General features: G+C 70.5%; 10 protein-coding genes and 1 pseudogene. 9 read left to right on the top strand and 2 right to left on the bottom strand.

What is annotated here, in order from left to right; all coding sequences use genetic code 11:
* Positions 1-294 precede the first annotated feature (294 nt).
* The 7 genes from SACPADRAFT_RS0202920 (at position 295) to SACPADRAFT_RS0202890 (ending at position 11,351) form a co-directional block, all read left to right on the top strand.
* Entirely contained in the window at positions 295-1,272 is a 978-nt protein-coding gene (locus SACPADRAFT_RS0202920) for a carbohydrate kinase family protein (RefSeq protein WP_007024500.1), read from the top strand.
* 6 nt (positions 1,273-1,278) lie between these two features.
* Positions 1,279-4,827, top strand: a complete 3,549-nt coding sequence (gene metH / locus SACPADRAFT_RS0202915; RefSeq protein ID WP_007024499.1) for a methionine synthase — start codon at positions 1,279-1,281, stop codon at positions 4,825-4,827.
* A gap of 67 nt (positions 4,828-4,894) precedes the next feature.
* A complete protein-coding gene (ahcY, locus tag SACPADRAFT_RS0202910) occupies positions 4,895-6,352 on the top strand; it encodes an adenosylhomocysteinase (protein WP_007024498.1) in 1,458 nt (485 codons plus the stop codon).
* A 106-nt stretch (positions 6,353-6,458) separates the two neighbouring features.
* Positions 6,459-7,352 (top strand): mycobacterial-type methylenetetrahydrofolate reductase, encoded by an 894-nt coding sequence (locus tag SACPADRAFT_RS0202905; protein WP_007024497.1) that lies wholly within the window; start codon positions 6,459-6,461, stop codon positions 7,350-7,352.
* A 262-nt stretch (positions 7,353-7,614) separates the two neighbouring features.
* On the top strand, positions 7,615-8,616 hold the full coding sequence (locus SACPADRAFT_RS0202900) for a DivIVA domain-containing protein (RefSeq protein WP_007024496.1): 1,002 nt from the start codon (positions 7,615-7,617) through the stop codon (positions 8,614-8,616).
* Positions 8,617-8,772: 156 nt separating this feature from the next.
* Positions 8,773-9,957: a tRNA uracil 4-sulfurtransferase ThiI gene (gene thiI, locus SACPADRAFT_RS0202895; RefSeq protein WP_007024495.1), complete on the top strand. Its 1,185-nt coding sequence runs from the start codon at positions 8,773-8,775 to the stop codon at positions 9,955-9,957.
* A 122-nt stretch (positions 9,958-10,079) separates the two neighbouring features.
* Positions 10,080-11,351 carry a cytochrome P450 gene (locus SACPADRAFT_RS0202890; RefSeq protein ID WP_028662169.1) on the top strand — a complete coding sequence of 424 codons (1,272 nt, stop codon included), beginning with the start codon at positions 10,080-10,082 and terminating at the stop codon, positions 11,349-11,351.
* A 72-nt stretch (positions 11,352-11,423) separates the two neighbouring features.
* On the opposite strand, the gene SACPADRAFT_RS0202885 is transcribed toward SACPADRAFT_RS0202890, so the two are convergent.
* Together SACPADRAFT_RS0202885 and SACPADRAFT_RS0202880 are read right to left on the bottom strand one after the other, a co-directional pair.
* Entirely contained in the window at positions 11,424-11,720 is a 297-nt protein-coding gene (locus tag SACPADRAFT_RS0202885) for a MoaD/ThiS family protein (RefSeq protein WP_007024493.1), read from the bottom strand.
* Positions 11,717-12,832, bottom strand: a complete 1,116-nt coding sequence (locus SACPADRAFT_RS0202880; RefSeq protein WP_007024492.1) for a WD40/YVTN/BNR-like repeat-containing protein — start codon at positions 12,830-12,832, stop codon at positions 11,717-11,719. Before SACPADRAFT_RS0202880 ends, SACPADRAFT_RS0202885 begins: the two co-directional genes overlap by 4 nt.
* A gap of 273 nt (positions 12,833-13,105) precedes the next feature.
* Here SACPADRAFT_RS0202880 and SACPADRAFT_RS0202875 point away from each other — a divergent pair, with 273 nt between their 5' ends.
* A complete protein-coding gene (locus SACPADRAFT_RS0202875; protein ID WP_007024491.1) occupies positions 13,106-14,233 on the top strand; it encodes a glutathione-independent formaldehyde dehydrogenase in 1,128 nt (375 codons plus the stop codon).
* Positions 14,234-14,649: 416 nt separating this feature from the next.
* Positions 14,650-15,009, top strand: a pseudogene (locus SACPADRAFT_RS33705) (hypothetical protein); the annotation flags it as partial.

Below are 15,009 nucleotides of genomic sequence, written 5' to 3'. Positions count from 1 at the left end.
CCCGTGCCCGGACGCCGGAACCGCGGCGCCCCGCACGAGGACCCGTCGGTGCGGGGCGTCCGGGCGCGCCCCGCACGGCGGATCCCCTTCGACGGCCCGCACCGCGGGCTTTCCAGCGGGATCCGGCACGACGAGGGCCTGAGGAGCTCACACGACACTGCGTCCCAACTATTGTCCGGCTGCCTCCACCCGGCCCGCCCCGGTGCACGACCACCGGGGCGGGCCGGTGGAGCGGGCCGCCCCACACGGCGGCCCGTCCCCCACCGGGGCAGCCTTTTTCCGAGGAGTGCCTGAATGCGCATTGCGGTGACCGGATCCATCGCGACCGACCATCTGATGTCGTTCTCCGGCAAGTTCGCCGACCAGTTCGTCGCCGACAAGCTGGAGAACGTCTCGCTGTCGTTCCTGGTCGAAGACCTGGAGATCCGTAGGGGCGGTGTGGCCGCGAACATCTCGTTCGCGCTGGGCCGCATGGGCCTGACGCCGATCCTGGTCGGCGCGGTCGGCCACGACTTCGACGACTACCGCTCCTGGCTGGAGCGGCACGGCGTGGACACCAAGTCGGTGCACGTCTCCGCCGACAAGCACACGGCGCGCTTCATGTGCACCACCGACGAGACCCAGAATCAGCTCGCCTCCTTCTACGCCGGGGCGATGAGCGAGGCCCGCGAGATCGAGATCCAGGCCGTCGCCGACCGCGTGGGCGAGCTGGACCTGGTGGTCATCGCGCCCAACGACCCCGAGGCGATGCTGCGGCACACCGAGGAGTGCCGCCAGCGCGGCATCCCGTTCGCGGCCGACATCTCCCAGCAGCTGGCGATCATGCCGGGCGAGGACGTGAAGAAGCTCGTCGAGGGCGCGGCCTACCTGTTCACCAACGAGTACGAGAGCTCGCTGCTGCTCAAGCACACCGGCTGGTCGGCCGACGAGGTCCTGGACCGGGTCGGTACCTGGGTCAGCACCCACGGTGGCGAGGGTGTGCGGATCGAGGGCCGCGGCCACGACACGATCTCGCTGCCCGCCATCCCGGACGTGGAGCCGGTGGAGCCGACCGGGGTCGGCGACGCGTTCCGGTCCGGCTTCCTGTGGGGAATCAGCCGTAAGATGACGATGGAGAGGGCGGCGCAGGCCGGCTGTGCACTCGCGAGCATCGTGCTCGAGACGGTCGGCCCGCAGGAATACCCGCTCGACCGTGCGGACTTCTCCGACCGCGTGGCCAGGGCCTACGGCAACGACGCCGCGGCCGAGATCGAGTCCAAGCTGCGGGTGTGAATCATCATGGATAGTCGTTTTCTCGACGAACTGCAGCGCCGGGTGCTCGTCGCCGACGGTGGGATGGGTACCGCGCTGCAGGAGTACGACCTCACGCTGGACGACTTCGCCCAGCTCGAGGGCTGCAACGAAATTCTGAACGAGACCAGGCCGGACGTCGTCCGCTCGATCTACCGCGGGTTCCTCGAGGCGGGCTCCGACGCGATCGAGTCGAACACGTTCGGCACCAACTACGGCAACTTCGGCGAGTACGACATCCTCGACCGCTGCCGTGACCTGGCCGAGAAGGGCGCCTCGCTGGCGCGCGAGTGCGCCGACGAGTACTCGACCCCGGACAAGCCCCGGTTCGTGCTCGGCTCGATGGGCCCCGGGACGAAGCTGCCGACGCTCGGGCACGCCCCCTACGCGCTGCTGCGGGACTACTACCAGGAGAACGCGCTCGGCCTGCTCGACGGCGGCGCGGACGCGGTGCTCGTCGAGACGTCGCAGGACCTGCTCCAGACGAAGGCCGCGATCGTCGGCGCCAAGCGCGCCATGACGCAGGCGGGCCGGCGCATCCCGATCATCGCGCAGGTGACGGTCGAGCAGACCGGCACCATGCTGGTCGGCTCCGAGATCGGTGCGGCGCTGACCGCGCTGGAGCCGCTCGGCATCGACATGATCGGCATGAACTGCGCCACCGGCCCGGCGGAGATGACCGAGCACCTCCGGGTACTGGCCGAGCACGCGACGGTGCCGATCTCGGTGATGCCCAACGCCGGTCTGCCCGAGCTCGGGGAGAACGGCGCGGTGTACCCGCTGCAGCCGGACGAGCTGGCGGCCTCGCTGAAGGAGTTCGTCACCGACTTCGGCGCCCGGCTGGTCGGCGGCTGCTGCGGCACCACCGGTGAGCACGTGCGCGCGGTGGTCGACGCGGTGTCCGACCTGACGCCGAAGGAGCGCGAGCCGGAGGTCGTGCCCTCGGTGTCGTCGGTGTACCAGGCGATCCCGTTCGAGCAGGAAGCCTCCCTGCTCAACGTGGGCGAGCGGACCAACGCCAACGGCTCGAAGGCGTTCCGCGAGGCGATGCTGGAGCAGCGTTACGACGACTGCGTCGAGATCGCCAAGGCGCAGACCCGCGAGGGCGCGCACCTGCTCGACCTCTGCGTGGACTACGTGGGGCGGGACGGCACCGAGGACATGATCGAGCTGGCCTCGCGGCTGGCGACGTCCTCCACGCTGCCGGTCATGGTCGACTCGACCGAGGCCGACGTCATCGAGGCGGGCCTGGAGCGGTTCGGCGGCCGGTGCGCGATCAACTCGATCAACTACGAGGACGGCACCGAGCCCGGCGGGCGCTACGACCGCGTCATGAAGATGGCCGTCGAGCACGGTGCGACCGTGGTCGTCACCTGCATCGACGAGGAGGGCCAGGCGCGGACCGCGGACTGGAAGCTGCGGGTCGCCGAACGGGCCATCACCGACCTCACCGAGAACTGGGGTCTCGACGAGTCCGCCGTCATCATCGACCTCCTGGTGTTCCCGATCACCACGGGCCAGGAGGAGGTCCGCAAGGACGGCATCGAGACGATCAATGCGATCCGCGAGCTGAAGAAGCGCCACCCGCGCGTGCAGACCACGCTCGGGCTGTCGAACGTGTCGTTCGGGCTGAACCCGGCGGCGCGGCAGGTGCTCAACTCGGTGTTCCTCAACGAGTGCCGCGAGGCCGGGCTCGACTCGGCGATCGTGAACTCGTCGAAGATCCTGCCGATGAACAAGATCGAGGACGAGCCCAAGCAGGTGGCGCTCGACCTGGTCTACGACCGGCGTGCCGAGGACTACGACCCGCTGCAGAAGCTCATGGGGCTGTTCGAGGGCAAGACCGCGTCCTCGAACCAGGCCTCCCGTGCGGAGGAGCTGGCCAAGCTCCCGCTGTTCGAGCGGCTGCAGAAGCGCATCATCGACGGCGAGCTCAACGGCCTCCACGCCGACCTCGACGAGGCGATGCAGGAGAAGAAGCCGCTGCAGATCGTCAACGAGGACCTGCTCGCCGGGATGAAGGTCGTGGGTGACCTGTTCGGTTCCGGGCAGATGCAGCTGCCGTTCGTGCTCCAGTCGGCCGAGGCGATGAAGACCGCGGTCGCGCACCTCGAGCCGCACATGGAGAAGGACGACTCGGGCGGCAAGGGCAAGCTCCTGCTGGCCACCGTCAAGGGCGATGTCCACGACATCGGCAAGAACCTGGTCGACATCATCGTGTCGAACAACGGCTACGACGTGGTCAACATCGGCATCAAGCAGCCGATCAACGCCATCCTCGAGGCCGCCGAGGAGCACGAGGTCGACGCCATCGGCATGTCCGGCCTGCTGGTGAAGTCCACGGTGATCATGAAGGACAACCTGCAGGAGATGAACTCCCGCGGGGTGGCCGAGAAGTTCCCGGTGATGCTCGGCGGCGCGGCCCTGACCCGGACCTTCGTGGAGAACGACCTCGACGAGGTCTACGAGGGTGAGGTCCACTACGCCAAGGACGCCTTCGAGGGGCTCACGCTGATGGACCGCATCATGGCGGTCAAGCGCGGCGAGGCCCTGGAGGAGAACGAGGCGGAGAAGGCCAAGCGGGAGGAGCGCAAGGCCCGCCGCGAACGGTCCAAGCGGATCGCCGAGAAGCGCAAGGCCGAGCAGGAGCCGGAGCCGAGCCTGGACGACACGACCCGGTCGGACGTCGACCCGGACGTGCCGGTGCCGACCCCGCCCTTCTGGGGCTCGCGGGTCGTCAAGGGGCTCTCGGTCGCCGACTACCTGGCGGTGCTGGACGAGCGTGCCACGTTCTTCGGCCAGTGGGGTCTGCGCGGGTCCAAGAAGGGCGAGGGCCCGACCTACGAGGAGCTCGTGGAGACCGAGGGCAGGCCGCGGCTGCGGGCCTGGATCGACGAACTGTCGACCAGGGGCATCCTGCAGCACGCCGCGCTGGTCTACGGCTACTTCCCGTGCTACTCCGAGGGCAACGACCTGGTGGTGCTGGACAAGGACGAGCCGGACGCCCCGGAGCGGATGCGGTTCACCTTCCCCCGGCAGCGCCGGGACCGGCGGTTCTGCCTGGCGGACTTCTACCGGTCCAAGGAGAAGGTCCAGGAGACCGGACAGGTCGACGTGCTGCCGTTGCAGCTGGTCACGATGGGCCAGCCGATCGCCGACCACGCCAACGAGCTGTTCGCGAAGGACGCCTACCGGGACTACCTGGAGATCCACGGACTCTCGGTGCAGCTCACCGAGGCGCTGGCGGAGTACTGGCACCGCCGCATCCGGCAGGAAATGACGTTCTCCTCGGGCAAGCAGGTCGCCGACGAGGACCCGGAGGACGTCGAGGAGTTCTTCAAGCTCGGCTACCGGGGCGCGCGGTTCTCGCTCGGCTACGGCGCGTGCCCGGAGCTGGAGGACCGTGCCAAGATCGTCGAGTTGTTGGACGCCGAGCGGATCGGTGTGGAGCTGTCCGAGGAGTTCCAGCTGCATCCGGAGCAGTCCACGGACGCGATCGTGGCGCACCACCCCGAGGCGAAGTACTTCAACACCTGATCCGCGGGCACGACCCGCGGGCGGAACCTGATCAGCGGGCACGACCCGCAACGAGGGAAAGGAAAACATGAGCGCGAAGTTGCAGAAGGTGAACGGTCTCGAGTTCGCCATCGCCGACCTGAACCTGGCCGAGGCCGGGCGGCACCAGATCCGGCTGGCGGAGCACGAGATGCCCGGCCTGATGGCGACTCGCAAGGAGTTCGCGGCGTCCAAGCCGCTCAAGGGCGCCCGGATCGCGGGTTCGCTGCACATGACCGTGCAGACCGCCGTGCTGATCGAGACGCTCGTCGAGCTCGGTGCCGAGGTCCGCTGGGTGTCGTGCAACATCTTCTCGACCCAGGACGAGGCCGCCGCGGCGGTCGTCGTGGGCCCGAACGGCACGCCGGACAAGCCCGCCGGTGTCCCGGTCTTCGCCTGGAAGGGCGAGACGCTGGAGGACTACTGGTGGTGCACCGACCAGCTGTTCCAGTTCGGTGACCAAGCCCCGAACATGATCCTGGACGACGGCGGCGACGCGACGCTGCTCGTGCACAAGGGTGTCGAGTTCGAGGCCGCCGGCGCCGTGCCGGAGGCCACGGAGGAGGACCCGGACGAGTTCAAGGTCGTCCTGTCCACCCTGCGCAAGAGCCTGGCCGCGGACTCCGGGCGGTTCACCCGGATCGCCGAGGCGGTCAAGGGTGTCACCGAGGAGACCACCACCGGTGTGAAGCGTCTCTACGACTTCGCCAAGACCGGTGACCTGCTCTTCCCGGCGATCAACGTCAACGACTCGGTCACCAAGTCGAAGTTCGACAACAAGTACGGCTGCCGGCACTCGCTGGTGGACGGCATCAACCGCGCCACCGACACGCTGATCGCGGGCAAGACCGCCGTGATCGCCGGCTTCGGTGACGTCGGCAAGGGCAGCGCCGAGTCGCTGCGGGGTCAGGGCGCCCGCGTCGTGGTCACCGAGATCGACCCGATCTGCGCGCTGCAGGCCGCGATGGAGGGGTACGAGGTCGTCACGATGGAGGACGTCGTCGAGACGGCCGACATCTTCGTGACCACGACCGGTAACTTCAACATCATCACCGCCGACCACATGGCCCGGATGAAGCACCAGGCCATCGTCGGCAACATCGGCCACTTCGACAACGAGATCGACATGGCCGGCCTGGAGAAGACCCCGGGCATCCAGAAGATCGAGATCAAGCCGCAGGTGCACGAGTACCGGTTCACCGACGGCCACTCGGTCATCGTGCTCAGCGAGGGCCGCCTGCTGAACCTGGGCAACGCGACCGGCCACCCGAGCTTCGTGATGTCCAACAGCTTCACCAACCAGGTGATGGCCCAGATCGAGCTGTTCACCAAGCCCGGTGAGTACGACAAGCAGGTCTACGTCCTGCCGAAGAAGCTCGACGAGAAGGTCGCCGTGCTGCACCTGGACGCCATCGGCGTGAAGCTGACCAAGCTGACCAAGGAGCAGGCCGAGTACATCGGCGTCGACGTCGAGGGCCCGTACAAGCCCGAGCACTACCGCTACTGAGCCTCACCTCGTCGGCCCCGCCCCACGCAGGCCCCGCCACGCGCGGTGGTCTGCGTGGGGCCGGGCCCCAGGCGGTCGGTGACGGCGAACGGAGCGGGAGAGAATCATGAAGACCATCGCACTGGAACTCGTTCCCCCGAACCTCGACGGCGGTGTCGAGGAGGCGGTGGAAGTGGGTCAGAAGGTCGTCGACAGTTGCCGGGCGACCGGGATGACCGATCAGATCAAGCACCTGATGATTCCCGGCATGATCGCCGAGGACCCCGACCGTCCCATCGAGATGAAGCCCAAGATGGACACCCTGGACTTCTGGGAGACGGTCCGGCCGGTGATCGGGGAGGACGTGCGCGGACTGTGCACGCAGGTCACGGCGTTCCACGACAAGCCGCAGCTCACCGAGCGGCTGCGTTCGCTGCGGAACTCGGGCATGGACGGCATCACCTTCGTCGGGGTGCCGCGGACCATGAGCGACGGCGACGGGCCGGGCATGCCCCCGACCGACGCGCTGTCCGAGTTCACCGACGTCGTGGACAACCGCGGCGTCATCCTGATCCCCACCCGTGAGGGGGAGCAGGGCCGGTTCAACTTCAAGTGCGACAGTGGCGCCACGTTCGCCATGACGCAGTTGCTGTTCTCCGAGGCGATCGTCGACTTCCTGGCCGACTTCGCCCGGCAGACCCCGCACCGGCCGGAGATCCTGCTGTCGTTCGGGTTCATCCCGAGCGCGGAGACCAAGGTCGGCCTGATCGACTGGCTGATCCAGGACCCCGGCAACGACGTGGTCAAGCAGGAACAGGAGTTCGTCGCCCGGGTCGCGGAGAAGAGCTTCGCGGAACGGAAGAAGGCGGTCGTCGACCTGTACAAGCGGGTCGTCGACGGGGTGGGTGAGCTCGGCTTCCCGCTGAGCATCCACCTCGAGGCCCCGTACGGCCCGTCCAAGCCCGCCTTCGAGACCTTCGCGGAGATGCTCGACCACTGGTCGCCGCTGAACGACCGGTGAGCCCTCCCGGGCACACCCGCGACCGCTGAGGCACGCGGTCGCGCGCGAGAAGAAGCTGGTGGTGGCCGTTCAACGGCGAGCGGTCACCACCGTCCCACCCGCCCGCGGGCCGGCGTCCGCGTGCGGGACACCGCCGGGTTCCCCCCGTGGGAGGCCCGGTGGGCGACGACACCTCTCGATCATGGGGTGGACCACCTCACTATCCTTGTCGACACGTGCGTTTAGGGTTGGCCGATCCAACGCGAGTCGGGGCGAGGTGGAAATGAGCAGCGCAGCAGAACCGGACGGCCAGGTGCCGCCGCGCACCGTTTTTCCGGTGACCTGGCGGGGTTACGACCGCGACCAGGTGGACGAGTACGTGCGTGGTGTCGTGGAGACCGTGCGGCTGTTGGCCGCGGAACGGGACGCCGCGGCCCAGCGCGCGCACAGATACGGCACGGAGCTGGCGGCCCTGCGGGAGAGTTACGACGGTCTGCGCGACCGGTTCGACCGCGTCTGCGGCACCCCGGTGGAGTCGGACGGGCTGTCCGAACGTCTGCTGCGCATGGTGGAGCTCGCGGAGTCCGAGGCGCTCGAGATCCGCGCCGAGGCGGAGGCCGCCGCGCGGGACCGCGCCGCGGAGCTGGACGACCGCGAGGAACACATGCTGCGCGAACACGAGCGCAGGCAGGACGAGCTGGCCGAGCGCCGAGCCCGCTGGGAGGCCGAGGCCGCCGAGGCGGAGGAACGGGCGCAGCGGCGGCGCCGCGAACTCGACGAACGGGCGACCCGGCGCAGGCAGGAACTGGAACAGGACTTCGCGCGCAACCTCGCCGCCCGCAGGGACGAGGCGAACCGCGCGCTCGCCGAACGGGAGGCCGCCGCGCGGTCCGAGGCCGACCGGATCGTGGCGGACGCCGCACAGGAGGCCGCCGATGTCGTGGACCGGGCCCGGGCCCGGGTTTGTACGCTGGAGACGGCCCGTCGTCGGGTCGCCGCCGAGCTGAGCTCGGCGCGGCGGACGTTGGAGGGCGCGCTGCCGTTGATCGAGACGGTGCCGGACGACCTCACGGACGGGACCACCCCGGACCGCACCGCCGTGGACGGGGCCGCCCCGGACGGGACCGGGGAGACGGTGCCGGAGGGGGACGGGACCGACCGCTCGGACGCGGACGGGACTGCGGTGGAGCCCGCTTCCGCGGAGGCGGAGGGGTCCGCACCGGCGGAAGGGACACCGTTGCCGAGCCCGCGGGAGCCGGACACCACGGTGTCCACCACCGGCTGAGCCGCTCACCGGTCCCGCGACGGCGTCCGGCCGTCCGGCGCCGGCAGGCGGGCCGCGGAGGACCCCGGGTCGGGACGGGACCGGCCCGGGGGCGCGAGAAGTATCGTCCCGTCGACGCCTTCGGCGTCGATCGGGAGAAGCACGGAAGGTGAGCGAATGGCACGGTCGTGCGTGCTGCTGAAGTACGGCGAGCTGATGCTCAAGGGGCGCAACCGCGGCACGTTCGAGCGGTACCTGCGGGAGGCGGTGCAGCACGCGGTCGCGGGCGCGTCCGCCCCCGTGCGGATCTCCCAGCGGCCGGGTGTGGTCGTGCTGTCCGGTGATCTGCCCCGCGAGGAACTCGTCGAGCGCGCGCAGCGGGTGCTGGGGGTCAGCGTCGTCCAGCCCGTGCTCCGGTGCGGGCGCTCGGCGGCGGACACCGTGGACACGGTTCTGCGGGCGCTGGCCGAGCGGTTCGGCAGCCCGGCCGGGACCGCGCCGCGCCGGTTCGCCGTCCGTGCGCACCGCAGGGACAAGAGCTTCCCGATGAGTTCCGAGCAGCTGGCCGCGCACGTGGGCAGCAGGGTCGTCGAGGAGTGGGGCTGGCCGGTCGACCTCGGTGATCCGGACGTGGAGATCACCATCGAGGTCGACCAGCGGGAGGTGTTCGTCGGCCTGGACCGGCAGCGTGGCCGGGGCGGCCTGCCGGTGGGGTCGAGCGGGCGCGCGCTGGTGATGCTCTCCGGTGGGTACGACTCGCCCGTGGCGGCCTACCGCGCGATGCGGCGTGGGCTGCGCTGCGACTTCCTCCACTTCACCGGGGCGCCGCTGACGGGGCCGTCGTCGACGTACAAGGCCTACGCGCTGACCCGCCAGCTCGACCGGTTCCAGGGGGACTCGCGACTGCACGTGATCCCGATCGGCAATGCGCAACGCACGCTGGCCACGTCGGGGGCGGGCAATCTCCAGGTCGTGGCCCAGCGCAGGCTCATGGTGCGCACCGCCGAGGCCCTGGCCACCGAGCTGGGCGCGCAGGCGTTGGTCACCGGGGACAGCCTGGGACAGGTCTCCAGTCAGACGCTGGCGAACATGGCCACCGTCGAGCAGGCGTCGGCGCTGCCGCTGCTGCGCCCACTCGTCGCCTGGGACAAGGACGAGATCATCGGCGAGGCGCGCCGGATCGGCACGGCGGAGATCTCGACGTTGCCGGACGAGGACTGCTGCAGCCTGCTCGCCCCGCCGAGGGTGGCCACCAGGACGACACCGGCGCAGTTCGAGCGCGTGGAACGGCGCCTGGACATCGACGAACTGGTCCCGAAGCTGCTCGCCGATGTCCAGGTGCACGCGCCGGGTTCGGACTGACCGCCCGGACCCGGCCCGGCGGCCCGCCCGGACGGGTCGTCCCGTCCGGGCGCGGGACGGCCCGGGGTCGACCCGCGCCATCCCCCACGGACGGGCCTGCCGTGTTGATACCGTCTGCGGCCGTGGGCAAGCTACGTTCCGGTATCACGACGTTCCTCGCGCGACGCTACGTCGCGCGGGCCCGGAGGAAGGGGCTCGGTCTCGCCGACCTCCCGCTGCCCGACGGAGCGCTGATGCCGTTGCGGCGGGAGGTGCTCGACCCCGTCGTGGAACTGGACCGGCGGCGGGAGCGGGAACCGGTGAGCCGGTTGCCGGTGCCGTTCGGGCCGACCGTCTGGCTGGTCACCGGCTACGCCGAGGCGAAGGCGGTGCTGGCCGACGCCACCACCTTCAGCAACGACTTCGCGAACATCGCGGGGCATACCGGGATGGGTGCCGAGGACGACCCGGGTGGGCTCGGCTTCACCGACCCTCCCGAGCACACCCGTCTGCGCCGGCTGCTCACCCCCGAGTTCACGATGCGCAGGCTCTCCCGGCTGAAGCCGGAGATCGCGGACATCGTCTCCGGACGATTGGACGCGATGGCCGCGGCCGACGAGCCGGTGGACCTCGTGGAGGAGTTCGCCCTGCCCATCCCGTCGCTGGTGATCTGCGAGCTGTTGGGGGTGCCCTACGCCGACCGCGAGGAGTTCCAGCGGCACGCGGTCACCCGGTTCGACCTGTTCGGCGGTGCGGGACAGTCCTTCGGGGCGATCTCGCAGTCGTTGGAGTACCTGGAAGGGGTCGTGCGCGCACAGCGGGAGAACCCGGGGGACGGGCTGCTCGGCATGATCATCACCGAGCACGGCGACCAGGTGAGCGACCGGGAGCTGGCGCAGCTTGCCGACGGGGTGCTCACCGGCGGGTTCGAGACCACCGCGAGCATGCTCTCCCTCGGCGCGCTGGTACTGCTGCGGGACGCGGAGGCGTTCCGGCGGGTCCACGACTCCGACGAGGCGGTCCCCGACTTCGTCGAGGAACTCCTGCGGTACCTGACGGTGGTGCAGGTCGCCTTCCCCCGGTTCGCCCGCGACGACGTCGAGATCGGCGGGGTGCCGATCTCCCGGGGCGACATGGTCGTCGTCTCGCTCAGCGGGGCGAACCGGGACCGGGCGCTGGGGGACGGACTCGGCGTCGTCGACGGGAGCCGGGCGCCGACCTCCCACCTGGCGTTCGGGCACGGCGTGCACCGGTGCGTCGGGGCCGAGCTCGCCCGGATGGAGCTCCGGGCGGCCTACCCGGCGCTGGTGCGGCGTTTCCCGTCGATGCGGCTGGCCGTCCCCGTCGCGGACCTGGGTTTCCGGCAGAGCTCCATCGTCTACGGGGTCGAACGGCTCCCGGTCACACTCGGCTGACCCCCGCCGCCGATCGGCACCGTCACCGGCCCGCACCGCCATCGACCTGTTCCCGGCGCCTCCGGGCGGGTCTCAGCCACCGGCCATCGCCCCGACCACGAGCAACGGCTCGGTGCCCCGGGCGACCGGTTCGGGCAGCGGTGTGTCCGGGGAGTCGTGGGACAGGTCCCGTGCGCAGGCGAAGAACCGCACGTACGCGCGACGCTGCCGGGTGGTGTGGTCGCGCAGGGTGCCGCGCAGTGCCGGGTGCCGGGCCTCCAGTTCGTCGAGTACGTCGCGCAGTGTCACGGTGCCGGTGAGGTCGAGCTCGACCTCACCGTCGATGCGGGCCAGTGTGCGGAGCGGGGCGGGGAGGGCGACGCGGATCATGTCAGGGTCTGCACCTCGACGGAGAGGACCGCGGGCAGATCCCGCACGATCGGCGCCCAGGTCCCGCCCGCGTCCGGTGAGGCGTAGACCTGCCCGCCGGTGGTGCCGAAGTACACCCCGCACTCGTCGAGCGTGTCCACAGCCATCGCGTCCCGCAGCACGTTGACGTAGCAGTCGCGCTGCGGCAGTCCCTCGGTCAGAGGCTCCCACTCGTGGCCACCGACGCGGCTGCGGTACACCCGGAGCCTGCCGTCGGGCGGGAAGTGCGCCGTGTCGCTGGTGATCGGCACGACGTAGACCGTGTCCGGGTCGTGCGCGTGCACCTGGATCGGGAAGCCGAAGTCGCTCGGCAGGCCGTCCCCGATGTCGTACCAGTGCTCCCCGCCGTCGTCGGTGCGCAGGACGTCCCAGTGCTTCTGCATGTAGAGCACGTCCGGCCGGTCGGGATGCCGGGTGAGGTTGTGGACGCAGTGGCCCACCTCGGCTTCGGTGTCCGGGATGCCCTCCGAGGCCAGACCCTTGTTGACCGGTTCCCACGTCTCGCCGGCGTCCCCGGTGCGGAACGCGCCCGCCGCCGAGATCGCCACGTGCATCCGGGAGGTGTCCCGGGGGTCCTGGACGATGGTGTGCAGGCACATGCCCCCGGCCCCCGGCTGCCACGACGGGCCGGACCCGTGGGTGCGCAGCCCGCGCAGCTCCCGCCAGGTGACACCGCCGTCCGTCGAGCGGAACAGTGCCGCGTCCTCGACACCGGCGTAGACGGTGTCCGGGTCGGACAGCGCGGGTTCCAGATGCCACACCCGGGTGAACTCCCACGGGCGTTGGGTGCCGTCGAACCACTGGTGGGTGCCGACCGCGCCGTCGTAGGTGAACTCGTTGCCCACGGGCTCCCACGAGCGGCCCCCGTCGTCCGAGCGCTGCACCACCTGCCCGAACCACCCGCCGGACTGGGACGCGTACAGCCGCTCGGGCGCGCTCGGCGCCCCGGCCACGTGGTAGACCTCCCAGCCGGTGAACAGCGGTCCGTCCACCCGCCAGTCCCGCCGACGTCCGTCGGCGGTCAGGATGAACGCCCCCTTGCGCGTCCCGACCAGGACCCGAACCTCTGTCATCGTCGCTCCTCACGCCCATGGACCCGGTTACCGTAACCGTGGTCACCCATGACTGACATTTCCGCGGTCGTCGGTGTGCCCCGACCGGGTGTGTCCGACTCCCGCGGTCCTGCCCGATGTCGTAGCTGAGGGGGCCGACAGTTCCGGTCCGCGTCCACGGGCGTGCGCTTTCCCGGGACCGCCACCCTCCCGGGTGGCCGTGCGGCGGTATGTCCGCGCCGTGTGTGGGTAGCCGACGACCGGAGTCCCATCCGACGAAGCAGGGAGCGTGTCATGAAGGCTGTGGTGTATCAGGGAACCAACGAGGTCAGCGTGGAGGAGGTCGACGATCCCCGCATCGAGGACCCCACCGACGTCCTCGTCCGCATCACGACCACCGCCATCTGCGGGTCCGATCTGCACATGTACGAGGGGCGGACGGCCGCGGAGCCGGGCATCGTCTTCGGCCACGAGAACATGGGGATCGTGGAGGAGGTCGGGTCCGGGGTGGCCTCCGTGCGCAAGGGTGACCGCGTCGTCCTGCCGTTCAACATCGCCTGCGGCTTCTGCCGCAACTGCCTCGCGGGCAACACCGCCTTCTGCCTGACGGCGAACCCCGGCTTCGCGGGCAGCGCCTACGGCTACGTCGGCATGGGGCCGTACAAGGGCGGTCAGGCGGAGTACCTGCGCGTCCCGTTCGCGGACTTCAACTGTCTGCACCTGCCGCCCGGCGAGGAACACGAGGACGACTTCGCCATGCTCGCCGACATCTTCCCGACCGGGTACCACTCCACCCAGCTCGCCGGGGTCTCGCCCGGGGACACGGTCGCCGTCTACGGCGGCGGTCCGGTGGGGCTCATGGCGGCCTACTCGTCGATGCTGCGCGGGGCGTCCAAGGTGTTCGTGGTGGACAAGGTGGCCGACCGGCTCCGCACCGCGGAGGAGATCGGCGCCATCGCGGTCGACTTCAGCAAGGTCAACCCCCCCGAGACCATCCGCGACCAGACCGACGGGGGTGTCGACCGCGGTATCGACGCCGTCGGCTACCAGGCGACGGTGCCCGAGGGCACCGAACAGCCCGCGATCGTGCTCAACCAGCTGATCGAGACGGTGCGGCCGACCGGTTCGATGGGCGTGGTCGGGCTCTACCTGCCGCAGGACCCGGGCGGGCCGACCGAGGACGCCCGGCACGGCAGGCTGCTCATCGACATCGGGCGCTACTTCGAGAAGGGCCTGCGGATGGGGTCCGGACAGGCCAACGTGAAGGCCTACAACCGGCAGCTGCGGGACCTGATCATCGCGGGCCGGGCCGAGCCGAGCTTCGTGGTCTCCCAGCGTCGTCCGCTCGACGAGGCCGCGGACGCCTACGCCCGCTTCGACCGGCGCGAGGAGGGCTACACGAAGGTGGTGCTCAAGCCCTGACCCCGGGGCGGGCGCTCCGGCGGACGGATCGCCGGGCACGGACCCGGGGCGTGCCCGTGCGGGCCCGCCGCACCTCAGCACCCCGACGCCGACGATCTCCCGGGGAACGGCGCACGCGGTGAGCACACCGCGTGCGCCGTTCGCATGTCCGGGACACCGGGCGTCCGGTCGGTGTTCCCCATGACAGTCTCATGTGGAGTGTCCAAATCGAGAGCTCCCCCGGTCGGGGACTGGTAGTCGATATTTGCACGCCGTACGGTTCTGTTGAAGGCAACCGGACGGATCGGGCGCAGGGGTGTCGTGTCCGATGTCCGGGGCAGTTGTGTCGTGAGTGGACTGTCGGTGCGTGCGGTGCGGGATCCGGGTGGCCCCCGGGTCCGGACCGGGACCGGAGCGGGAAGGAGGACGGCGCAGGCGTGGCCATCCCCTCCGCACAGACGCACGGGCCCGGCAGGCCGGGCGTGGTCGCGTCGTCGACCACGACCCCCCGTTACGGGACGCTCCGGCGGACGATCACTGGAATCGCCGTGCTCACGGTGACCGCGGCCGTGGTGTCGACCGGGTGCTCCCCGGAGCAGCGGAGTGGCCCGGCCACCGTCGCACCGTACGTGTACCTCGGCCCGCGCATCCCGGATCTCGCCGCCACGGCCCGCGCGACCGGGGTCGACCGGTACGTGCTCTCCTTCCTCCTGGCCCGCGACGGCCGGTGCGACCCGGTGTGGCCCCGGGGCCGGGGGCCGGCCGCCCCGGAGGTGCGGGCGGCCACGGAGCGGCTG

Source organism: Saccharomonospora iraqiensis subsp. paurometabolica YIM 90007, from assembly GCF_000231035.2.
GTDB lineage: Bacteria > Actinomycetota > Actinomycetes > Mycobacteriales > Pseudonocardiaceae > Saccharomonospora > Saccharomonospora paurometabolica.
Note: the sequence above shows the minus strand (reverse complement) of the source record. Positions and strands in the feature narration are given on the sequence as shown.

Bases quoted from the DNA above. Each gene is read 5' to 3' on its own strand.
- SACPADRAFT_RS0202920 (WP_007024500.1), top strand. From the start codon at position 295: ATGCGCATTGCGGTGACCGGATCCATCGCGACCGACCATCTGATGTCG.
- metH (WP_007024499.1), top strand. From the start codon at position 1,279: ATGGATAGTCGTTTTCTCGACGAACTGCAGCGCCGGGTGCTCGTCGCC.
- ahcY (WP_007024498.1), top strand. From the start codon at position 4,895: ATGAGCGCGAAGTTGCAGAAGGTGAACGGTCTCGAGTTCGCCATCGCC.
- SACPADRAFT_RS0202905 (WP_007024497.1), top strand. From the start codon at position 6,459: ATGAAGACCATCGCACTGGAACTCGTTCCCCCGAACCTCGACGGCGGT.
- SACPADRAFT_RS0202900 (WP_007024496.1), top strand. From the start codon at position 7,615: ATGAGCAGCGCAGCAGAACCGGACGGCCAGGTGCCGCCGCGCACCGTT.
- thiI (WP_007024495.1), top strand. From the start codon at position 8,773: ATGGCACGGTCGTGCGTGCTGCTGAAGTACGGCGAGCTGATGCTCAAG.
- SACPADRAFT_RS0202885 (WP_007024493.1), bottom strand. From the start codon at position 11,720: ATGATCCGCGTCGCCCTCCCCGCCCCGCTCCGCACACTGGCCCGCATC.
- SACPADRAFT_RS0202880 (WP_007024492.1), bottom strand. From the start codon at position 12,832: ATGACAGAGGTTCGGGTCCTGGTCGGGACGCGCAAGGGGGCGTTCATC.
- SACPADRAFT_RS0202875 (WP_007024491.1), top strand. From the start codon at position 13,106: ATGAAGGCTGTGGTGTATCAGGGAACCAACGAGGTCAGCGTGGAGGAG.